Here is a 23,171-nt window from a genome sequence, read left to right as displayed (position 1 = left end):
TGTCCGGCTGCTTTGACTACTGATTCTCTTAATTATTGTTGGCGGCCAATGAACGGTGGTTGGCCTTGTCGTTATTCTCGATGCTCTGGTGACGGATAGTCTCTTCGTCCGTCACGTAAGGCCGCGAGTCGTCGATCTGTTTGAACTGCGATGCTGCCAGTTTCAATGCGAAATCCGGTTTTGCAACGAGATCTTTGCGGTATTTGTTGGCAGAGATTACCGAGCTGCGTTTTACTTTGGTAGGACCTTCCAATACCCAGTCACTGGTTTTTTTCTTCTCAAAACGGCAGGTATTACAAATGAAGTCATTCACTTCACCCCAGGTGTTTTTGCGGGCCGTCACGCGGATTATTTCATCACCGCGATACCATACAGTCGTTTTGCCGCAGCATTTGTCACAGTCGCGGTGAGCGTCTTCCGGTTTCGAGAACCACACGCGGTTTTTGAAGCGGAATGTCTTGTCGGTCAATGCGCCCACCGGACATACGTCGATCACGTTTCCGGAGAAGTCGTTATCGATCGCTTTCTCGATGTAGGTGCTGATTTCCGAAGCATCCCCGCGGTTCATGACGCCGTGCACACGTCCGTCGGTGATCTGGTCAGCGGTGTACACGCAGCGGTAGCAAAGAATGCAGCGAGTCATGTGCAGCTGCACGTGCGGACCGATATCGATCTTGTCGAACGTCCTTCTTTCCTCTTCGTAACGGGTTTTAACGGACCCGTGCTCAAATGCGAAATCCTGCAAATGACATTCACCGGCCTGGTCGCAAATAGGACAATCGAGCGGGTGGTTGATCAGCAGGAATTCTACAATGCTCTTGCGGGTATCGAGTACAGCCTGGTTGGTCGTGTTCTCAACCACCATTCCATCCTGAACCTGCGTGATGCAGGAAGGGACCAGTTTAGGCATCGGGCGGGGGTCCTTCGCGGAACCTGCCGACACTTTTACCAGACACGCACGGCATTTACCTCCGGAAACCGGAAGCGGTTTATAGTAGCACATCGCTGGCGGAACAAGGTGCCCCTGGCTCTCATCTGCCTCGGCAATCTTCCGCGCCGCCTGCATGATGGTAGTGCCGGGTTCTACTTCGACCTCGATGCCATCGAATGTAATTTTCAACAATTGGGGTTTAACTTCTTCCATGTCAGTAATACATTATGCTATCTCCTGTCGGCTTCATATATGTCGAACGAAGCCATTGTTGTCCTATATTTCAGCGTATTCGCAAAGTTATAGCCCAAAATGTTTGCAGGAGCTTTTCCTTTTGGTGAAATCACGTAACGAATTTCCCTTTCATCTACCATCCTCCTGAACTCGTCATAGTTGAATGTCCCGTTTTGGTCTGCAAGGTAAACCAGATCGGTGAAAGGAATCAAATTATTTTTATATAGAAACAAACTTAAAAAAGACCCTTGAAAATTCTCTGAAGAGGGACATATATATACATGTTCCGTAGGTTTCAGGCCCGCTTGCTGAGTCAGATATTCAGAAACTTTGCGGTCGTCTATGTAAAGCTTTTCAAAATTGTAAACCGCGCTGGCTCTGTATTTCATAAATACATACAAAGTGCAATGCAGGAACGTAAATGCCAGGAAGAGCGCGAGGCCGGCTTTGGTAAAACCGGTTTTCAGTCCTGAGAAATCGTTTGGTATCGAAAAGAACAGCGCGAGCTGAATGACCGCCACAATGAGGTAATCCTGGTAATAACCGACCCCGGCCCCGATTTTAAAGGCGGTCATAGTTGCAAAAAGGAAAAACAGGGCAGACGCGATTGCCAGAAAAAGATGAAAGCCGGTTGGGCGGTGAAAGAGGGTATATGCGCTCACAAGGGCATTCAGCACAATGAGTGCCGCGAATTGCAGCAGCCAATGTTGTAATGTCCAATCGTAGAACCAGCCCCAGCTCGTAGAGTTCGCTACGCCGCCGACGATATTGAGAAAAAACAGGTCGATGGTGTTAATGGGAAGAATGGCCAGGTACAATGCAAATGCCAGCAATCCGAAGCCCGTGAGTTTCAGGAACATCACGAAGTCGCGCTTGACCAACCAGTAAGTGCCTGCCGAAATGGCCAGAATGGCGCCGCTTTGTTTGACAAAAAACGCAGAAACACCAATGAAAATGGCCAGAAACCATAATTTCTGATCGCTGTTTTCCAGCGCATAATACACCGAAATAATAAAGAGCGTGGTAAGAAGTACCAGCAGGCTGTCGGGACGGGATGTGGTCAGAAACCAGAATGACAAAATATGAAAGAGCACCAACCCGGTAAGCAGGGCGGCGACCTTTTTATTTGTAACCCGGTAAATGAAATAACCCGCTGTACTCACGGTGAGTAATGTAAAAAAGTTTGACAAAAGGCGGCTCGCGACATAAATCTTGTGCACGTCGGTGCTCGCCCAGCCTGTGAGCTTCAAGAGGAATGTCACAAGGGTAAAATATAGCGGTGTGTATTGCGTCAGCCGGAACGGCGCTTTTTCAGGATCGGTGTAAATATCCTGGCCGTCCAGCAAGAGCTGAATAGCGGCGATCGAACTGGCTTCACTGCCGGAAATGTCTGGTGAATAGCTGAATACGGCCTGCATTTTCACTACCAACAACGCAATGCCGCTTAGCAACCCGAACACTGCCGATAGTAACAGAATTCTGTCTTTAACCCAAACAAAACCGCCTCTTACAATCATTAGCCCAATACCATTTCACCCATATAAACTGCGCCGGGCTGCGTTGCCTCGTGCGGATGGGTGATATGCCACACAAATTCGTCGCGGAAATGGCGGATCGCGCTGGCTACGGGCCAGGCCGCCGCATCGCCGAGCGGACAAATGGTGTTACCCTCTATTTTCTTCGAGATGTCTACGAGCAAATCGATGTCGTGCATGCTGCCGTGACCGTGTTCGATGCGGTGGAGCACTTTCTCCATCCAGCCGGTTCCTTCCCGGCACGGGCTGCATTGTCCGCACGATTCATGGTGGTAAAAACGCGAGAAATTCCAGGTGTTGCGAACGATACAGGCTGTTTCGTCAAAAACGATAAACCCGCCTGAACCGAGCATAGTACCTGTTGCAAAACCACCGTCTGAAAGCGATTCGTACGTCATCAGACGGTCTTCGCCTGCTGCGGTTTTCGTGATGAGATTGGCAGGAAGAATAGGTACAGACGAACCGCCTGCTACCAATGCTTTCAAATAATGCCCTTTGCGGATACCGCCGCAATATTCATCCGAATTTAAAAACTCATCCACGCTCACACCCAGCTCGATTTCGTAAACACCAGGCTTCTGAATATGGCCTGACGCAGAAATCAGTTTAGTACCGGTACTCCGGCCAATCCCGATTTGCGCATAAGCATCGCCGCCATTGTTGATAATCCACGGCATGTTGGAAATCGACTCCACGTTGTTCACTACGGTAGGGCTTTGGTAAAGACCTTTCACCGCAGGGAATGGCGGCTTGTTGCGTGGGTTACCTCTTTTTCCTTCGAGTGATTCGAGCAATGCAGTTTCTTCGCCGCAAATGTAAGCGCCGCCGCCCGGCTGCACGACTAGTTCAAGGTCATAGCCCGAGCCAAGGATATTTTTACCTAAAAAACCTTGCGCTTTCGCCTCCGCAATCGCTTTTTCGAGAATGCGGATCACGTACATGAGCTCGCCGCGCACGTAGATGAACGATTTGTTGGCTCCCAATGCGAAGCTGGAAATGATCATACCCTCGATCAAAAGGTGAGGGATAGATTTCATCAGATGGTGGTCTTTGAACGTACCCGGCTCCGATTCATCGGCATTACACACCAGGTAACGGGGAACGCCCTCGGGCTTGGCCAGGAAGCCCCATTTCATTCCCATCGGGAAACCCGCACCGCCTCTGCCGCGCACGCCTGATTTCTTTGCTTCTTCCACTACCTCTTCCGGGGTCATGGTTTTGATAGCTTTTTCAACGGCAGTATAGCCTCCCTGTTTGCGATAAACATCGAAGGTTTCGATACCGGGGACATTAATATGCTCCGTTAAAATTTTTCTAGCCATTTGAGGATAATATTTTCAGCTCCTGAAAGCTTATTTACTTAAATCTTCTATGATTTGGTCGACCTTCTCGTTGGTCAGGTTCATGTAGAACTGCTCGCGGATCTGGAAAACGGGTCCCCAGCCACATGCTGCGAGGCATTCTACTTCTTTCAATGTAAACTTGCCGTCGGCAGTGGTTTCACCCGCTTCGATGCCCAGTTTCTTTTTCAAATGTCCGTACACGTCTTCACCGCCCATCAGGCAGCAAGGTCCCGTACGGCAATATTCGATCACGTGCTTGCCAACCGGGTCGAGGTGGTACATGGTGTAAAACGTAGCTACCTCGTAAACCTCGACAGGTTTGATATCTAAAATACCTGCGACGTAATCCATCACCTCGCTGCTCAGCCAGCCCCATTGTTCCTGGGCTACGTGCAAAACAGGTAAGAGAGCCGATTTTTGGCGGCCCTCCGGATAACGTGCGATAATTTCTTTTACTGTTTCAAGTCGTTCGGGTGTGAACGCAACCAGATTAGGTGATTCGGTCATTTCTAAAATAGGTCTTTAACAAACTTTAAGCGTCCAGTTCACCTGCAATTACGTTCAGGCTACTCATCGTCAGGATTGCATCCGACAGAGATGAGCCTTTGCACATTTCAGGATATGCCTGATAATAAATAAAGCTTGGCCTGCGGAAATGCAGACGGTACGGAGCCCTGCCGCCATCGCTGATCAGGTAGAAGCCCAGCTCGCCGTTTCCTCCTTCCACAGCATGGTAAACTTCGCCCGCCGGTGCGTCTATTTCGCCCATTACAATTTTGAAATGGTAAATAAGCGCCTCCATATTGCGGTATACCTCATTTTTCGGAGGCAGGTAATATTCGGGAGCATCGGCGTAATACGGTCCTTCGGGAAGGTTGTTGATGGCCTGCTCCACGATGCGGAGGCTCTGCCACATTTCTTCGTTACGGACCATGTAGCGGTCGTAAGTATCGCCATTCTGTCCGATGGGGACGTCGAATTCAAAATCCTGGTAAGACGAATATGGGTTCATCACGCGCACGTCGTAGTCCACACCCGCAGCACGCAGGTTAGGGCCTGTGAAGCCGTATGATAATGCTCTTTCTGCCGAAATAGAACCTACATTAATGGTACGGTCCATGAAAATCCGGTTACGGTTGAGCAGTTTTTCAAGCTCTCTCAGTACCGGCGGGAAAGATTTGATAAATTCCTTGATTTTGCGGATAGCCGTGCTCGAAAGGTCACGCTCCATACCGCCGAGCCGACCCATATTGGTCGTAAGGCGAGCTCCGCACACCTCCTCGTAGATTTCGTACACTTCCTCGCGCTTCTGCATCACATACAGGAAACCGGTGAATGCACCGGTGTCTACGCCAAGGATACTGTTACAGATAATATGGTCGGTAATGCGTGCGAGCTCCATCATGAGCACGCGGATGTACTGCGCGCGCTTGGGAACTTCCACACCCAAAAGCTTCTCTACCGTCATGTGCCATCCCAGGTTGTTGATCGGGGAAGAGCAATAATTCATGCGGTCGGTCAGCGTGGTGATCTGGTAGAACGGCCTTCTTTCGGCTATTTTCTCAAAAGCCCGGTGGATATAACCGATCGTCTGCTCGCCCGAAACGATTTTTTCGCCATCCATTTTCAGGATGTTCTGGAAAATACCGTGGGTAGCAGGGTGTGTCGGGCCGAGGTTGAGGGTGGTCAGTTCTTCTACGAGTTCAGGCAACTCGCCTTGAGAAGGGACATTATGCGGTAATAATTCAATATCTGCCATATCTTACTCAATATAGATCATCGGCCGAAAAGGGCGTCAATTTTATCTTCACGGGTAGCATCTTCCAGCGGATATTCCTTGCGCATCGGGAAGTAATCCATTTCCTCGATGTTCAGAATGCGTTTCAGGTTCGGGTGCCCGTCAAACAAGATACCAAAAAAATCGTAGGTTTCGCGCTCCATCCAGTTGGCGCTGGCGAAAAGGCCTGTCGCTGTCGGAATGTGAATATCGGATGCCGGAATGGCCACTTTAATGCGGATGCGGAAGTTATGCACGAAGCTGTGCATATGGTAAACAACCACGTACTCTTTACCGGTATTGTCAGGATATTGGATACCTGTAATGTCGGTCAGGAATATCACCTGGTAGTTCTTATGGTCTCTCAGGAACTCCATCAACGGAATAATCTCTTCGCGGGTCGTTGAGAGCGTCAACAAACCATACGGCTCCTCAAAGTCGAAAACCTGATCACCGAATTTTTCCAAAAGCCCTTCGGCTACCTCCTGGTTCGTAAGCATAGGGGGTTACTGAATGTTATATGATGCCAATAGTTCCTGGTATTCGTCGGTATTCCTGCGGCGGAGCTTTTCATTCTGAGCCAGATACTGAATTTGCATCAGTCCGTCGATGATTTGCTCGGGGCGCGGCGGGCAGCCGGGCACGTATACATCCACAGGAATGATGCGGTCGATACCCTGCAAAACGCTGTAAGTATCAAAAATCCCACCGCTCGAAGCGCAAGCGCCAACGGCCATTACCCAGCGGGGCTCGGCCATCTGAAGGTAAACCTGCTTCACAACCGGCGCCATTTTCTTGGCGATGGTTCCCATTACCATCAGCAAATCGGCCTGCCGTGGCGAGAAGCTCGGACGTTCGGAACCGAAACGCGAAATATCGTAATGCGCGCCCATGGTAGCCATGAACTCGATCCCGCAGCATGAAGTAGCAAATGGCAACGGCCAAAGTGAGTAACTGCGTGCCAGACCGATCGCTTCGTCGAATGAAGTTGCAAAAAAACCGGATCCGCTATGTCCCTGCGGAGCCTCCACTATCTTTACTTCTTTCATAATTCTTTGTATTTCAATGTTCGAAGCCTATTCCTCCCAGTTCAGTACGCCCTTGCGGATCACATAATAGAAGCCGGATAGCAACAGAGCCATGAACAATAACATTTCTACAAAACCGAACATTCCCAGGCCTTTAAAATTCACAGCCCAGGGATACATGAAAATCACCTCCACGTCGAACAAAACGAAGAGGATAGCCACCAGAAAGTACTTAACGGAAATGGGCGTCCTGGCGTCACCAACTGACTCAATACCACATTCGAAGGGATCGTCTTTCTTTTTGCTTTTGCGGCTCGGACCGATAAGGTGAGTGACAATCATCGTGCCACCGATGAAGCCGGCGGCGAGCAAAAATTGCACAATGATGGGCAAATAATCGGAAGGGAGATATTCGTTTTTCATTATAATGATCCGGTTACAGAGGGCCAGGAATGAGAAAAAACTGTTGCCAGCGGGTTACATTCCTCCCCGTCTCTCAAAATTAGGCTTTGCAAATTTATCAATCAAATTCTTTCCTTTTTGTTTTGTCTAATTAGTATCATACTAAATAAGCCCCGTGGTGGCGGGGCTTATTTAGTACTTAATCAAGAAGGAATGTTTATCTTATCACAATTTGCTTCGTGAGGCTCTGTCCCTGGCCGGTTACACGGAGGATGTATTTCCCCGTCGGTAAAAGGCTTACATCGATCTGCATCCGGCCGCTGAGCAGCTGCGGAGAAGTCGTTTTGATCACGTTGCCGCGGATGTCGAAAAGCTCAATCGCCGCATCTTTTACATTATCCCGCGATTCGATGTAAATGTAAGCGCCCTGGCTCGGGTTCGGGTAAATCACCACCTCGTTTTGCTCATTGGTTTTGAACTCTCTGGAAGCGGTATCGGAGTAGCAAACCAGGTTATTACTGCCGATGGTATAAGTAACTTTCGCTTTCGTGGTATAAACGCCTGATTTCAGGATTTTAACCAGGGCAGCGGTAGTATCGGTTTCGAAACCCGGGCGTCTCCACAGGAATACTTCATTCACTTCATTGCCCTCCGGAATGCTCGCCGAGACGCTGAAAGGTCCTGACGGCTCGATGGTCGGTTTGGTGATTTTGGCACGAATAACCAATGAGGAAACCGAAGAGTTGTCGGAAGTACAACCAAAAATGTTCCGGCTTTTGACAAAGTAGTTGCCGCTTTCTCCCAATCTGGCAGACGCTCCTGTGGCGATGGCTGTATTAGAACCTTCTTTGTACCAACTATATATTTCACCGCCATTCTGCACGGAGAATTGGAATGTAGAATCTGCACATGCCTGTTGCTGGCCTTGCTGGATAATGCTTGGCTGCACCGGCTTCGCATCATTTTCCAAAACGATGATTGGCGTAAGAGTCGAGTTGCCAGAGGCATCTTTTACAGTGGCACGATACGTACCGGCTTTGGAAACTCTGATCGAGCTGGAAACCTCATTGGTGCTCCATCTGTAAGAAGAGAATCCGGCAGGGAGCGTCAGGGTAACACCGTTATTGTCTGTAACACAAGCTGCCGTAACTGTTGGAACAGTAGCAGGGTTAGCTGGTGTGACGGTCGAGAAGAAGTTGGCATCCAGCGTTCCAAGCCAGGCATTCGCCAGGATGGTTAAAGCTCTGAGCGTTCCTTCTTTGTCGTTCACGCCTTTGCCCACGAAGTGTGTTCCATCACCACGGTTAGGTACAAGGGGATCGGTTTCAGGACCCGGATAAGTAGGGTTAAAATTTGTATTGAGTACTGCGTTTTGCGCGGCAATGATTTCCGGGTTGATGTCCGATTCAATGTTGAATCCTGCTGATGTCCGGGAGGTACGGGCAATTACCCAGGTAATTCTTTTGCCGGTATCCGCACCGAGGCGGTTCATGATCGACTGAAGGTCACGGCTGTAATTCGCAGCGGGTGTCTTATATAATGCGTCGGTTTCGCCCTGCATCCAGAGAACGGCTCTTACTCCGTATTGGTTGGCATAGTTGCGCGCCGCAATGCGAAGGTTGGCGTAAGGCATTTCGGGAGCATACACAAAACCGCCGTACATGTTTTTAGTAGGGAGGCCTTTTGAGCTACTCGCCCAGTTTTCTACGGATGTACCTTCCCAGGCAGTGTTAATAAATACAACAGGCACGTTCAGTCTTGAAACCAGGAGGTCACCCAGGATACCCCAGCACCAGGCAGATTGCCCGCGCGGCGACATGATATCGAGGTTCTGATTGATTTTGCTAAACTCAGGTGGAGTAGGGTCGGTAAGTCTGTCAACGGAGTCGTTGCTGTAATTGGAAATATACAGTACGCGGTCGTCAGTGGCGGATGGCCCGGGGTAATTCCGGAGACCTTGTGCATTCGACTGCCCGGCAATGAGAAACACTTCGCCTACACCAAAACGGCTCAGTACATCGCGGCCTATTACCTTACCGTCGGACACACCCCGAACTTCCAGGGAGTACCAGCCGCCGATCAGTGTAATTGTTCCGGAAAACACGCCGCCCTGGGGAGCGCTCTGCAAAGTTTGCCAAGGTGTTTCAACGCCTTGCCCTTGAATGACAGGCACCGCTCTTACCTCAATTTTTTCAACAGGCATGGTGAATGTACCTGTCACCTGAATCTCCCTCTGACCGGCCATGTTCCGTTGGTAGACGGACTGAAAAACGGGGGAAGTAATTCTGATGGGGGATTTCTCTTGGGAAAATGCTGCTGATGAAAAAATGCAAATTAACAACAACACCTTAGCCACTACCGGAAGAATAAATCTACTACGCATTTGGGATTCTGATACAGGTAAAGTTTCTGAGCTCTAACGAAGTATAATTTTGTTAAAGTGTTCAATTACAAAACGGTCACAAATGTAACGGAATATTTTCGCTAAAATATCACTATTCCGTTTTTTTGATCAATCGGGTGTTCGTGCGGCATGTTACCGTTTGGCACGCCTACATTTTAAAATACAAAAAAGACGAAGCGTGTAACAGGCAGCGCTTCGTCCTCTTCGGCAAGCCCGGCCTGCTTCTTTACTTATCTTGCGATTACCAGCTTTTGGGTCTCACTGAACGTCGCCGAAGTCACGCGGATAATATATACGCCACTCGACAGGCCCGTCAGATTGAAGTACTGCGGGCGATCGAACTTCTGCACGCGGAAAGTGCGGTGGATGATACCCCGGCTGTCTATGATCTGAACATCGGCATTCACCAGATTGGCAAATGTCTCGACGGTCACTCTTTCGCTGGCATTAGGGTTCGGATAAGCCACAAAACCCGGATTATTCGTATCAAGGTAAAACAGGAACGGTTCTGAGAACTCGGAGTAGCAGGTAAGCGTCGGGCTGTACACAATCGTATTGTTAACGACATATTTACCTGCCTTCACGGCTTTCAGGGTCGCGCTGGTTTCTGGCAATTGCTCGTCGTTATATTTCCATACGTGATCGCCTGCATTAAGGTTGTTTTCTGCAAACAAGGTGTAAACGCCGGTTTTGCGGATTACCGGCACGCTTGGCGACGGCTTGACATCAATGGCTACCGGCGCGGAATAAGGAGAGTAGCATCCACGATCATCCTGGATGCGGGCCGAATAATTACCCGTTGCGAAAACTTCGATGCTTTCCCCTTCAAGCCCATTGTTCCAGAAAAATTCGTTGCCATTGGCAGCTTTCAGCATAATGGTGTCGCCGTCGCAGAATGTGGTTGGCTGCAATGCCGAAACTGCGGGGGCTGGTGGAAGTGCCAGCGTCTCGGTCGATATCTGGTTACTTGGATCCGAATAGCATTGAAACTCATTGATCGTTTGCACGGAGTAGGTTCCGGCAGCCGTTACTTTCAGCGTTTGCGAAGAAACGCCATTGCTCCATAAGTACCCCGCAGCGTTGGTTGAAATCAGGTTCACGCTCAGATCCGCGCAGAATGTGGTCGGGCCGTCGGCGGTGATCGTCGGCGTAGGCGGTAATGGGTTCATCACTACGACAACCACCGGGGAAACGGGCGAAACGCATCCATTTTCGTCTTTTGCAGAAATTGTAAAATTGCCTGATGCCCGAATTTCGATCTCTCGGTCGGTTGAGCCATTACTCCACAGGTAGGAGAAAGCTTCGCTGCTGCGTAATGTGGTATAATCGCGTTCACAGAAGGTAGTGGCGCGAAGGGCCGTTATGGTAGGTGTTGCCGGGAGTGGATTAACCTTGACATTTACTTCATCCGAAGTTGATTCGCATCCGTTTCCATCCCTTTGCTTCAAAGTGAATTTCCCGGTCGTGGTTACGGCGATGGACTTCGTGGTAGCGTTGGTGCTCCAGATATTTCCGGAATCGTAGCTGGAAGTCATCGTGACGTTGCCGCCGTCACAGAATGTCGTTTCTCCGCTCAGGGAAATTAAAGGTTTGGCAGGCAGTGGGTTTACTTTAACGGTTACCGGATCCGACTCAGGAGAGAAGCAGCCGACATCATCGAGCGCTCTTACGCGGAAATCACCCGAGTTGACGACCGTGATAGTGGCATTATTCGCGCCATTGGACCAGACGCTTTTCACTTTTGAGTCCGAGGTCAGGTTCACTTCTCCGCCCTGGCAGAAGGTGAGTGCGCCTGAGGCAGAAATCTTCGGTTTGGCTGGCAATGGAGAATTGAGCACCTGCATGGCCACTTTCTGAGAAGTAGACTCGCAGCCATAAATATTTTTGACCGTCACGAAGTACTCGCCCCCTGTCGTCACGGGGAGGCGGTCGCCGGTAGCACCCGTGTTCCAGACGGCATTTGTGGAAGTGCTTGATACCAGCGTAGCCGTGTTGCCGATACAAACCGGATTGCTTCCTTCGATAGTCACCGTCGGCTGGTTAGGCTGGATTTGCTCGTTTACACGGATTTCCGGCGAGAAAATGTAGTTGCCTTTGTCATCGCGTGCTTTCACATAGTAGGTTCCGTTACCGACCGTCACGCTGCTGGAAGACTGTCCGTTGTTCCAATTGAATTGGGAAAGCCCGACTGGGTCGGCGTTGATCGTTACATTGCCATTGCCAGCACAATCAACCGTGACTCTGAGCGGTCTTTGCGCTTGGTAGGGTTCTGATCTCGCGAAAAAATCATCCGTAAGGGAATTGGACCATGCATCGCCAAGCTGCATTAAACCGTCGCCGGAGAAATGGACGCCATTGGGAGCGCCATTCTCGCGGGGAATCTGGATAAGATCGGTGTTAGGCCCTTCGAAAACATTCGGAACATTAAGGATAACCTGCCTTTGCCCGTTTGTAACGTTTACATCGACGAGGCGTCCGTTGTCATAAGAAGTAATGGAAACCATCCATGAAATATTCCTTCCCGATTCATTCCGGCTGGCTTCAATGACGGCTTTCAGGTTATTGAAATAGGTATCAGTACTGGTATCTTTAAAGTTATCGGCCTCACCTTGAAGCCAGAGAATGCCACGGAGCCCAGTGATAGGTGTGTATCGCTGAATGACATTTCGCAGGTTGCCATAAGGCATTCCATCCGGCTGGATCCAAATCGGTGCATAGACAGACTGCGTATTGCCACTAATACTCTCGCGCCAGTTGACGGAGGCCATACCGTCCCAGCCCACATTGAAGAACAGAATAGGGACATTGAACCGTGATGCCAGGCGGTCGCCCAGGCGTCCCCAGCACCATGCGGCAGGTCCACGGGGAGAAATACGGCTTTGAGCGTCAATATGATGGAAAGACGGACGCTCTGGCAATTCAAATGGATAGTCGCCGGTTTCGTAATTATCGATGGAATTGACACGATCGTCTTGCGCGCCCTGGTTATTAAAGCTGGGGCCGTCAAATCCCTGTGCATTGGATTGCCCTGCTACGAGAAAAACTTCGCCGATACCGACGTGCTCGACGGTTCTGGAACCCACCAGCTGGTCGCCCTTCCAGCCCCGGACTTCAAGTCGGTACCAGCCCCCCTGGGCAGTAATGTAGCCAGAGAAAAAGCCTCCTTTAATGCTGGCGTCGCTAAGGCTGGTCCAGTCCTTGTCTGAGCCCTGACCGGGCACAAGTGCCGATACTTTGGCTTCCACACGATCGACTGGCTGCGTGTAACTGCCTGCAATGTTGATATTTGCGTTGTTAGCTTTATCTCGCTGAAGTACGATACGATCGGAAGGGAAATCAATGCTGATTTGTCCGTGTGCGGTAAAGGAAATAATACTTAATACTACCAGATAGAAATACGGTAGATAGTGTCTCATGGTGACTATAAATTCTTTGAAATAACTACTTGGACACACAATTTGCATCGAAAGGTTGCCTCTTTCAAGAAATTATTATTGTACGGGGAACGGTGAGTTGATCATTTCCCATATTTTATCTTTTAATTGTTCAATACCTTCTTGGGTTATTGCAGAAATTAAAAGCGTTGGGATACCGTTTGGTAGATTTTCTTGTAATGTAACCCGTTCTTCGTCAGTGATTACATCCATTTTGGAGATAGCTAGCAGGCGGCTCTTGTCGAGCAGTTGTGGATTGTATAAGCGCAGCTCTTGCACCAGCGTCTGGTATTCGGCCTGGATGTCCTCACTGGTAGCAGGTACGATAAAAAGGAGGATAGAGTTGCGTTCGATGTGTCGCAGAAACCGTAAACCGAGTCCTTTGCCTTGTGAAGCACCTTCGATGATGCCTGGAATGTCGGCCATTACGAAGGATTTATAGTCGCGGTAAGGCACCACACCCAGGTTTGGAACGAGGGTAGTGAAGGGGTAATCGGCAATCTCGGGCTTGGCGGCCGAAACTACCGAGAGCAATGTGGATTTTCCTGCATTCGGGAAGCCTACCAGACCGACGTCGGCCAGTACCTTCAGTTCGAGGATGAACCACTCTTCCTTGCCTGGTTCGCCGGGTTGAGCATATTGGGGAGTCTGGTTGGTAGCGGATTTGAAATGGTCGTTACCCATTCCGCCGCGTCCGCCGCGAAGCAGGATCATTTCCTGCCCGTCTTCGGTGATTTCGAAAAGCTGTTCGCCGGTTTCTGCATTTTTGGCGATCGTGCCCAGCGGTACTTCCAGGATAATGTCCTTTCCGATCGCTCCGGTGCGCCGCCCGCCCTCGCCGCCTTTACCGTCGAATGCCTTTACGTGTTTGGTGTATTTCAAATGCAGCAATGTCCAGAGCTGGGCATTGCCTTTCAATATCACGTGCCCTCCGCGTCCACCGTCACCGCCGTCCGGTCCGCCCTTCTCGACGTGCTTTTCACGCCTGAAATGCATGGAGCCGGCACCGCCGTTACCGGAGCGCGCATTGATTTTTACGTAGTCTATAAAGTTAGAGGAGGCCATGTGAGTATAGTGGGGGAAAAAAGAAATCAGGCTGCTTCGATCGCGTTCGAGATTTCCCCGAAAATCAAATCGATTTCACCTATTCCGTTGATGGCGACAAATTTACCTTGTTCCTGGTAATAGTCGGCAACGGGTTTTGTTTTACTGTTATATTCCTGAATGCGTTTCGCGATCAGCTCTTCGTTCTGGTCGTCTGGACGACCGGAAGTTTTGCCGCGGTTCAAAAGGCGGGCCAGGAGCTCCTCGTCATCGACAGACAATGCCACCATCACCGAAATGCCTTCATTGTAGCTCGCAAGCAGATTGTCCAATGCCTCGGCTTGTTTTACTGTTCTGGGAAAACCGTCGAAGATGAAACCCGCAGCGTCGCGGTGCTCTTTCAGCTTGTTATCGATCATCCCGATCACCACTTCGTCCGGCACCAGAATACCCTGGTCCATCAAAGTTTTGGCTTTCAACCCCAGCTCTGTTCCAGCCTGAATTTCCGAGCGCAGCAGATCTCCTGTTGAAAGGTGGATCAAATTGTACTTTGCAATTATTTTTTCACTTTGGGTACCTTTCCCGGCGCCCGGAGGGCCAAACAGTATAAGATTCAGCATAGTTGCTACAAAAATTGATGTCGCGGTAGATTGGTGAATAAGCGGCAAATTTACAACTCTTACTATGATGTGTGCGAAATTGTTGCATAATTTTTACAAGAAAAATCCCCGTTACCGTTTCCGGCAAAGGGGATTCGCTATCGTAAAAGTGGCTCCATTCAGGGAATAACCACCCTTTTCACCGCTCCATCTTCATTCTGAACCACCGTTACGAACAGCGTTCCTTTTGTATTTTTCTTAAGTTCGACCTGGCCAACGTACTCGCCTTCGAACTCGTGGATCTCTTTTTTGCCCACTTCTTTGCCTTTCGTGTCGGTTACGGTTACTGTCACATTGCCTTTTTGCGGTACGCTGAAACGCAGGTTAAGGACATCATCGGCGGGGTTATTGGTATAGGCATTCAATGCCCGGATGCTTGCTCCTTTCGCATTGTCGGCGTTATCCCAGGCGTAATCAAAGCTTTTACCGAAATTCCTGCCAAAATCCTCCATGTCCCGCATCATCATTTTGGCTTTGGGATGGAAGTTCTTGTCGAAATTTTTCTGGATCGATTTCATGCTTTCGTTGAATTTCTCCGAATCCCAGTCGAGGTCATGTTTGAAATCGCCGTCCCAGTGAAATACCATCGGTTCGCGTGGGTCGCGGTGGTCGACAATCACTTTTTTGCGTTTTTTAGCTGCTATCACACCGTCGGCGCCGTCATCCACGGTAATTGAAATGGTTTGTTTACCCTTTTTGTCGACATTCAGAGAATCGAGGACTTTGTCGATGAATTTCTGCCGTTCTTCATCGCTTAGCGCGCCCACCTTGTAACTTTTCTCGATGTCCCGGGTTTTGCCGTTATCATCCTCCATTACCCGGATTCGAATGCTGGTCTTCTGGTCGTCGTCATCCTTTTTAGGTTTTTTGTCGGATTGGGCCTGCGCAACGGATAGCAGTGCCGGTGCCGCTACGAGCAGCAGCGACCATGTCAGTTTTTGAATTGAAACAGTTTTCATAAGCATTTTTTGTTTTGAGTCTGAATGAATTGCAAAACCATGGCTATGTTGCTTGGGGCGTTGTTAAATAATGTTAAAAACACCTTTGGCCGGGGGCGAAACAGTAAATTTGTTCTTGGCAAAATGTCGGGCAAAGCACAGCCCGCGTTGCACATGGGAAGCGGAAATTATGACCAAGCGGAAAATACAAATTATCGTAGGGCTGATGTGTCTCGCATTGATCGGGCTCATCGGCTTTCAATGGTACTGGATCAGGGAGGCGATCGCGATCAGGAACGACCAGTTCAATCAGAAGGTCTCCGAGTCGGTACAGCAGGTGGTGCACCGGTTGGAAAAGCAGGAAATGATGTATCTCCTGCAACGCCGTATCGAAGCCGAGCAGCAAAAGAGCAAGCTCGACCGCATTGCGCAGCTGCGTGATATGCCCATGAAGCGGACCACCCCATCGAGTCCCAAAACACCCGTTCGCGAAGCGGTACCACGCGTGCAGCCTCGGATGGAAATCGCCATCGGCCCGAATGGCGAGGAAATACATTATCAGGTCATTACCGAGGCGGCGCCTACCGATGTGCTCAGCCCGAATATCAGGGTGATGGTGGATCATCAGCAGCGCATTATAGAGGAATTTTTTCAGGCACAGCAATATGGCATGGCCGGTATCGACGAGTTCATGCGCCGTCGGCTGGACGACGAGCGCCGTTTGGGAAATGCAATGCGCAGCATGGCTGATCCTGAGTTCCGCCGGAAAGGCAGTGATTTTCAGAAAAAGGATTCGGCTTCGAGAAATATAGCTAACCGAAAAGTAGCATTGCCGGACAATGCAAAAGGTGGCAAGCAAAAATCGCGTGCAATCCTCAGTGCCGGGGAGCCCGACCGCGCGGAGTTGCTGAAAGAGGTCATGAAAGATTTTGTTTACACCAAAAGGCCTATCGAGCAGCGAGTGAACCGTTTCTTGCTGGATACATTATTGAAAAAACAGTTGATCCAGAATGGCGTCACATTGCCTTACGAATTTGCCGTGAGGGGCGCTGTGCGTGGCCAGTCGCTGGATAGCCTCATTTTCTCGACTGTGAGCATGCGCCCGAGCGAATGGGAAGAGCGGTCGTATAAAGCGTCGCTGTTCCCGAACGAGACGCTGACCGCACAGAATGCATTATATGTATACTTCCCGGATCAGCAGCGTTACATTCTCAGCAATATGGGCGTGATGTTCGGTGGCTCCGGCATTCTGATCGTTGTGATTATGGCCTGTTTCTACCTGGCGGTTACCACTATTCTTCGTCAGAAAAAGCTTTCCGATATTAAGAATGACTTCATCAACAATATGACCCACGAGTTCAAAACGCCTATTTCCACCATTGCATTAGCGGCGGAAATGGCGCAGGAGAATTCGGCTTCGTTTATGGATAGCCCCAAGGGCTCACGGCTCGACCGCTACCTCGGCATTATCCGGGAGGAAAATAAAAGGCTCGGGACGCACGTGGAGAAGGTTTTGCAGATGGCATTGCTGGATAAGGGGCATGTCAAACTTAAAATCACGGAAACCAACATTCATGACCTCATCGGCGCTGCATTGAATGGACAGAGTGTGCAAATCGAACAGAAGGAGGGAGAAGTCGATCTGAACTTCGAGGCAGAGGAAGATGTAGTGGCCGCGGATGAGGTGCATATCTCCAATATTCTGAATAATCTCATCGACAATGCGATCAAATATTCGCCTGAAAAGCTGTATTTGAGTATCAGTACCAAAAATGAAAACGGTGGTATCGCTATTTCCATCTCCGACAGGGGCATAGGAATGAGCCGCGAGCAGCAGCAGCGCGTTTTCGATACTTTCTACCGCGTGCCTACGGGCAATGTGCATGACGTGAAAGGCTTCGGACTCGGGTTGAGTTATGTCAAAAAGATGGTCGAGGCACACGAGGGTACCGTTCGCCTGCTGAGCAAACCGGGTGAGGGGAGCACATTTACGATCTGGCTGCCGGTCCGCAAAGAGGAGCAAATAGTTTAGAAATATCGCCTGTAACCGCTAACTTGCCGTCTTTTTAAGATGACTAACCGACAGTTACGGTAAATTTCTGAACACGCAATGATTTCCAAAACTTATGCCCCTCAGGAGATAGAGGATAAATGGTACTCCTACTGGATCGAGAACAAGTTCTTTCAGTCGAAACCCAATCCTGACAAAGAACCCTACACCATCGTGATCCCGCCGCCGAACGTCACAGGCGTGCTGCACATGGGGCATATGCTCAATAATACCATCCAGGATATCCTGGTCCGCAAGGCGCGGATGGAAGGCAAAGAGGCTTGCTGGGTACCTGGTACCGACCACGCTTCCATTGCTACCGAGGCCAAAGTGGTGGCGATGCTCAAAGAGCGCGGCATTAACAAGCGTGACCTTACCCGTGACGAATTCCTCGAATATTGCTGGGAATGGACGCACAAATACGGCGGCATTATCCTGAAACAGCTTCGCAAACTCGGCGCTTCCTGCGACTGGGACCGTACGCGCTTCACGATGGAGCCGGATTTGTACGATTCAGTGATCGACGTCTTTATTGACCTCTATAACAAAGGAGAAATCTACCGTGGCCACCGCATGGTGAACTGGGACCCTCAGGCGCGCACGACCGTGTCCGACGAGGAGGTGATCATGAAAGAGGTGAATCAGAAGCTGGTATATCTGCGGTATCCTCTTGTTGGGGAGGATGGAGAAGGGAGCATGGAGGAAGGGGTTACTATCGCTACTACGCGGCCGGAGACTATTATGGCTGACGTGGCGATTTGTGTGAACCCTGCGGATGAGCGTTACCAGCATTTGATTGGTAAAAAAGTGCTGATTCCGTTGATCAACCGGGCTATTCCGATTATCGCGGATGATTATGTGGAGATGGAATTCGGAACTGGCTGTCTGAAAGTGACGCCGGCGCACGATACGAATGACTATGAACTTGGAAAACGGCATAACCTGCCCATTATCGATCTTTTGAATGAAGACGGTACGCTGAATGAAAAGGCGCAGATCCTGGTAGGTGAAGACCGTTTCATTGCCCGCAAGAAGATCATCAAATTGCTCGAAGAGTCGGGTAACCTCGTGAAAGTGGAGGAATATCGCTCAAACGTAGGGCATTCGGAGCGGACAGATTCGGTGATCGAGCCCAGGCTTTCGGAGCAGTGGTTTTTGAAAATGGAGAAAATCAGCAAGCCCGCATTCGAGAATGTGATGAATGACACAGTGCAGCTGATTCCCGCGAAATTCAAAAATACGTACCGCCACTGGATGGAGAATGTACGCGACTGGAATATCAGCCGTCAGCTCTGGTGGGGCCATCGCATCCCGGCTTATTATTTGAACGACGGCACCATGATCGTCGCGAAGTCGAAGCGGGAGGCATTGCGCAAGGCACAGCATGAGTTGCAGCTTTTTGCATTGACTGAGGAGGATATCAAGCAGGATGAGGATGTGCTCGATACATGGTTCTCGTCGTGGCTTTGGCCGATATCCGTTTTCAATGGTATTAAAGAGCCGGAGAATGAGGAAGTGAATTACTATTACCCAACCAATGACCTCGTAACTGCACCGGAAATTCTTTTCTTCTGGGTGGCGCGGATGATCATTGCGGGTTATGAATACCGCGGCCAGTATCCGTTCAAGAATGTGTACCTGACGGGTATCGTTCGCGACAAGCAGGGTCGCAAAATGTCGAAATCGCTGGGTAACTCACCCGATCCGATCGACCTGATCGATAAATATGGCGCGGATAGCATTCGTACCGGTATGCTTTTCAGCTCGCAGGCGGGCAACGACTTGCCTTATGACGAGAAGCTGATCGAGCAAGGTCGGAATTTTGGTAATAAAATCTGGAACGCATTCCGGTTGGTAAAAGGCTGGACTGTGGATAGCGAGCTTCCTGTTCCGGAAGGTTCAAAGCTGGCCGTTCAATGGTTTGAAAGTAAATTGAACCAGACTTTGGCCGAAGTGCAGGACCACTTCTCGAAATTCCGCATTTCGGATGCATTGGGCTCGATCTATAAGCTGATCTGGGACGATTTCTGTGCACAATACCTCGAAATGATCAAGCCGGGCTTCGAACAGCCGATCGATCTCTCGACTTACGATTCGACGCTCGACTTCTTCGATCGCCTGATGCGTTTATTGCACCCGTTCATGCCTTTTATTTCGGAGGAAATCTGGCAGAACATCATTGAAAGAGGGGAGAAGGAATCCATTTGTGTCGCGCATTTCCCGCAGGCCGGTGAATTCGATCAGGCACTGCTGAACGACTTTGATATATTGTTTGAACTCGTTTCATCGATCCGTAACCTGCGGAATTCGAAAGGTATCAGTCCTAAAACAGCATTACCGTTGGCGATTCGTACGGATTCAAACGAGCGCTACAATGCATTGACGCCGCTCATCGAAAAGCTGGCGAATGTGGAAGGCATCAGCTACGTATCGGGAGAAGCGGAAGGGACGTCGTTCCGTGTGAAGTCGGATGAGTTCTTTGTGAACCTGGCCGACGAGCTGGATGTGGAAGCTGAACGCGAGAATTTGCAACGCGAATTGGAATACACCAAAGGCTTCCTGGACTCGGTGATGAAAAAGCTTTCGAACGAGCGCTTTGTGGCCAATGCAAAAGGCGACATCGTTGAAAAGGAAAGGGCGAAGCAAGCCGATGCCGAAGCGAAGATCGTGACTTTGACCGAAGCGCTGGCAAGACTCAAATAAGCGTCAGAAATACAACTCTTTTGTAAAGCACAGGGCAATAGCGCCTTGTGCTTTTTTGTTGTGCAAGAATACCGTTTAATGTCCGCATGACATTTAAAAAGTGCAACGCGACGACCACGTAAATGGCTCACCCTTAGGATTAATCAATGAATTAATGGAGATAAAATTATATTAATTTTTAAAAAATTTTATTAGTTCAAACTGTTTGGAAATAGGAAAAAACCGGGCGTAAATTTCCCGCCAATCTCATGTAATTCAATTGACTATGGCGACGAAAACAGTACAGGATCTGGTGGTGCCGGTGGGTGTCACGCTCGACCGGTTTATCATGCACAGCCAAAGCGCATTCCCATACGCGACGGGCGAATTGTCGCAGCTGCTACGCGACATCGCGCTCGCAGGGAAGATTATCAACCGGGAAATCAACCGTGCGGGGCTGATCGATATTGCAGGTGGCAACGGGACTGAAAATGTGCAGGGTGAAGACCAACAGAAACTCGATATCGTCGCCAACATACGTTTCATCCGCGCACTGAAGAATGGGGGAGAGGTTTGCGCCATCCTTTCCGAGGAAGAAGAGGACATTATCCATACCGGCAACAACCACGGTAAGTACGTAGTAGCGATGGACCCGCTCGATGGTTCTTCCAATATCGATGTGAATGTTTCCATCGGATCAATCTTTTCTATTTACAGAAGGGTAACACCTATCAATGGTCCGGCTTCGATGGAAGATTTCCTGCAAGGCGGCCGGAAGCAGGTTGCGGCAGGGTATATTTTGTACGGTTCGTCGACCATGCTGGTGTATTCGACAGGGGACGGCGTGAATGGCTTTACGTTTGACCAGTCGCTGGGCGAATTTATTTTATCACACAAAAATATTGGTACACCTGCCGACGGTTCGATCTACTCCGTCAACGAGGGGCATTATCATAGTTACCCGCCGTTTGTGCAGCAGTATATTGCCCAATGCAAGTCGAGAAATTTCAGCGCCCGGTACATCGGTTCGCTCGTCGGTGATTTCCACCGGAATATGCTCAAAGGCGGCATTTACCTATATCCATCCACCAAAAAAGATCCCAAAGGCAAGCTGAGGCTGCTTTACGAATGCTACCCGCTCGCATTCATCGCCGAAAAATCGGGCGGGAAGGCAAGTGATGGATTTGGCAACATCCTTGATATTGTACCGCAGTCGTTTCACCAGCGTTCGCCGCTTTACATCGGCTCGGCAGGACTCGTCGACGACGTTGTGAAGGGCTGATAACCGGCTACCGTTTTAGTTTTCGTAACTTTGCGGAATGCAGACTACGCAAAACTCATTCGAGCAGTTTAAGCTCAACCGTCAATTGCTCAACGCGATTGAAGAAGCAGGTTACACCGAACCAACACCCATTCAGGAGCAGGCCATACCCGTGGCGCTCGCAGGACAGGATATACTGGGCATCGCCCAGACAGGCACCGGCAAGACCGCCGCTTATACATTACCATTGCTAATGCGCATCAAATATGCCCAGGGACAGCATCCCCGGGCATTGATTTTGGCTCCTACGCGCGAGCTTGCAATGCAAATCTCCGAAGCCATCGCACAGCTCAGCAAGTACACCGACATCCGTACCGTGGTGCTTTACGGTGGTGTGGGGCCTAAAACACAGATAGAGGCTATTCGCAAGGGCGTCGATATCATCGTAGCCACACCGGGACGGTTCATGGATTTGTATTTCCAGGAGGAGATTGTCGTGAAGCATTTGAATGTAATGGTGCTCGATGAGGCCGATAAGATGATGGATATGGGCTTCATGCCGCAAATCCGCAAGCTGCTGGAAATCATCCCGCGCAAAAGGCAGAACATGCTTTTTTCCGCGACATTTTCCGGCAAGGTCGAAAACCTTTCCTACGAGTTTCTCGAATTCCCTACCCGGATCGAAGTTACTCCGCAGGCTACCGCCGCGGAGATGGTAACGCAGGCGCTCTACGAAGTGCCGAATTTCCGCACGAAGATCAATCTGCTATCCTATTTATTGGAAGACAAGGAGGCCTTCACACGCGTACTCGTGTTCACGCGCAGCCGTGAGGTGGCGGGCTTAGTGCATCAGAATTTGCTGGGCAGAGTAGTACCTGAGGCGGAACTTCGCGTAATCCATGCAAATAAGGGCCAGAATACGCGGATCAATGCGATGGAGGCGTTCAGGGAAGGAAATATCAGGGTGATGGTTGCAACGGACGTCGTGGCGCGAGGGATCGATATCACGGAAGTGAGCCACGTGGTTAACTTCGACGTGCCCTTGATTTATGAGGATTATGTGCACCGGATCGGGCGAACCGGGCGCGCTAATACGGTGGGTAATGCGATCACGTTTATGACCATTGCCGATGAGTACCATATTCGCAAAATAGAGGCAATGATCCGGATGGAAATTCCGAGGGCGGAGTTCCCGGACGATGTTTACATTGCCGAGACGCCCTTCCAGGAGCGGCAGGATATGCTCCGCGAGATTGATAACCAGCGGCGTAAGGAAGATCCGACATTCAAGGGAGCGTTTCATGAGAAAAAACACAGTTACCCACCGGCTAAGAAGGGTTCGGGGAATACCAGTAGGGGGCGTAGGGCTGCGGGTGGAAGAAGTAAACGCCGGTAATGCAATACAATTCCAATAAAACCGTTTAACTTGGACAATAGAAACCTGTTCTT

General features: G+C 49.9%; 17 protein-coding genes. 4 read left to right on the top strand and 13 right to left on the bottom strand.

All coding sequences use genetic code 11. From position 1 onward, the window contains the following. Positions 1-28: 28 nt before the first annotated feature. From J2Y43_RS07620 to J2Y43_RS07560, 13 genes are all read right to left on the bottom strand, one after another. Complete coding sequence (locus J2Y43_RS07620; RefSeq protein WP_309980528.1) at positions 29-1,144, bottom strand: 2Fe-2S iron-sulfur cluster-binding protein; 1,116 nt, start codon at positions 1,142-1,144, stop codon at positions 29-31. A gap of 17 nt (positions 1,145-1,161) precedes the next feature. After that, entirely contained in the window at positions 1,162-2,682 is a 1,521-nt protein-coding gene (locus J2Y43_RS07615) for a hypothetical protein (protein WP_309980530.1), read from the bottom strand. Next, positions 2,682-4,022 (bottom strand): NADH-quinone oxidoreductase subunit NuoF, encoded by a 1,341-nt coding sequence (gene nuoF, locus J2Y43_RS07610; protein WP_223401499.1) that lies wholly within the window; start codon positions 4,020-4,022, stop codon positions 2,682-2,684. The genes J2Y43_RS07615 and nuoF overlap by 1 nt, the downstream gene beginning before the upstream one ends. 30 nt (positions 4,023-4,052) lie before the next feature. Continuing rightward, on the bottom strand, positions 4,053-4,550 hold the full coding sequence (gene nuoE / locus J2Y43_RS07605; RefSeq protein ID WP_309980533.1) for an NADH-quinone oxidoreductase subunit NuoE: 498 nt from the start codon (positions 4,548-4,550) through the stop codon (positions 4,053-4,055). A 25-nt stretch (positions 4,551-4,575) separates the two neighbouring features. Continuing rightward, positions 4,576-5,802 (bottom strand): NADH dehydrogenase (quinone) subunit D, encoded by a 1,227-nt coding sequence (gene nuoD, locus J2Y43_RS07600; protein ID WP_223401501.1) that lies wholly within the window; start codon positions 5,800-5,802, stop codon positions 4,576-4,578. A gap of 17 nt (positions 5,803-5,819) precedes the next feature. Further along, the gene (locus J2Y43_RS07595) at positions 5,820-6,320 is read right to left on the bottom strand and encodes an NADH-quinone oxidoreductase subunit C (protein WP_223401502.1); all 501 of its coding nucleotides are present in this window, start codon (positions 6,318-6,320) and stop codon (positions 5,820-5,822) included. A 6-nt stretch (positions 6,321-6,326) separates the two neighbouring features. Next, on the bottom strand, positions 6,327-6,869 hold the full coding sequence (locus J2Y43_RS07590) for an NADH-quinone oxidoreductase subunit B (protein WP_015813533.1): 543 nt from the start codon (positions 6,867-6,869) through the stop codon (positions 6,327-6,329). A 27-nt stretch (positions 6,870-6,896) separates the two neighbouring features. Beyond that, entirely contained in the window at positions 6,897-7,271 is a 375-nt protein-coding gene (locus J2Y43_RS07585; RefSeq protein ID WP_090375516.1) for an NADH-quinone oxidoreductase subunit A, read from the bottom strand. Between the two features lie 196 nt (positions 7,272-7,467). After that, positions 7,468-9,495, bottom strand: a complete 2,028-nt coding sequence (locus J2Y43_RS07580) for a sialate O-acetylesterase (protein ID WP_309980541.1) — start codon at positions 9,493-9,495, stop codon at positions 7,468-7,470. A 389-nt stretch (positions 9,496-9,884) separates the two neighbouring features. Further along, positions 9,885-13,070: a T9SS type A sorting domain-containing protein gene (locus J2Y43_RS07575; protein ID WP_309980542.1), complete on the bottom strand. Its 3,186-nt coding sequence runs from the start codon at positions 13,068-13,070 to the stop codon at positions 9,885-9,887. A gap of 75 nt (positions 13,071-13,145) precedes the next feature. Then, entirely contained in the window at positions 13,146-14,153 is a 1,008-nt protein-coding gene (obgE, locus tag J2Y43_RS07570) for a GTPase ObgE (protein ID WP_309980545.1), read from the bottom strand. Positions 14,154-14,179: 26 nt separating this feature from the next. Further along, complete coding sequence (locus J2Y43_RS07565) at positions 14,180-14,752, bottom strand: adenylate kinase (protein ID WP_309980547.1); 573 nt, start codon at positions 14,750-14,752, stop codon at positions 14,180-14,182. A 158-nt stretch (positions 14,753-14,910) separates the two neighbouring features. After that, on the bottom strand, positions 14,911-15,750 hold the full coding sequence (locus J2Y43_RS07560) for a T9SS type A sorting domain-containing protein (RefSeq protein WP_309980549.1): 840 nt from the start codon (positions 15,748-15,750) through the stop codon (positions 14,911-14,913). A gap of 169 nt (positions 15,751-15,919) precedes the next feature. On the opposite strand from J2Y43_RS07560, the gene J2Y43_RS07555 reads away from it, so the two are divergent. From J2Y43_RS07555 to J2Y43_RS07540, 4 genes are all read left to right on the top strand, one after another. Further along, on the top strand, positions 15,920-17,761 hold the full coding sequence (locus tag J2Y43_RS07555; protein ID WP_309980551.1) for a HAMP domain-containing sensor histidine kinase: 1,842 nt from the start codon (positions 15,920-15,922) through the stop codon (positions 17,759-17,761). 78 nt (positions 17,762-17,839) lie between these two features. Continuing rightward, the gene (locus J2Y43_RS07550) at positions 17,840-20,482 is read left to right on the top strand and encodes a valine--tRNA ligase (RefSeq protein WP_309980553.1); all 2,643 of its coding nucleotides are present in this window, start codon (positions 17,840-17,842) and stop codon (positions 20,480-20,482) included. A gap of 265 nt (positions 20,483-20,747) precedes the next feature. Then, complete coding sequence (fbp, locus tag J2Y43_RS07545) at positions 20,748-21,743, top strand: class 1 fructose-bisphosphatase (RefSeq protein ID WP_309980554.1); 996 nt, start codon at positions 20,748-20,750, stop codon at positions 21,741-21,743. A 37-nt stretch (positions 21,744-21,780) separates the two neighbouring features. Next, positions 21,781-23,118 (top strand): DEAD/DEAH box helicase, encoded by a 1,338-nt coding sequence (locus tag J2Y43_RS07540; RefSeq protein ID WP_309980555.1) that lies wholly within the window; start codon positions 21,781-21,783, stop codon positions 23,116-23,118. The last annotated feature ends 53 nt before the right edge of the window (positions 23,119-23,171 follow it).

It is taken from the genome of Dyadobacter sp. BE31 (genome assembly GCF_031457695.1).
Taxonomy (GTDB): Bacteria; Bacteroidota; Bacteroidia; order Cytophagales; family Spirosomataceae; genus Dyadobacter.
The sequence above is the reverse complement of the archived record's forward strand: the minus strand, read 5'-3'. Positions and strand labels throughout refer to the sequence as shown.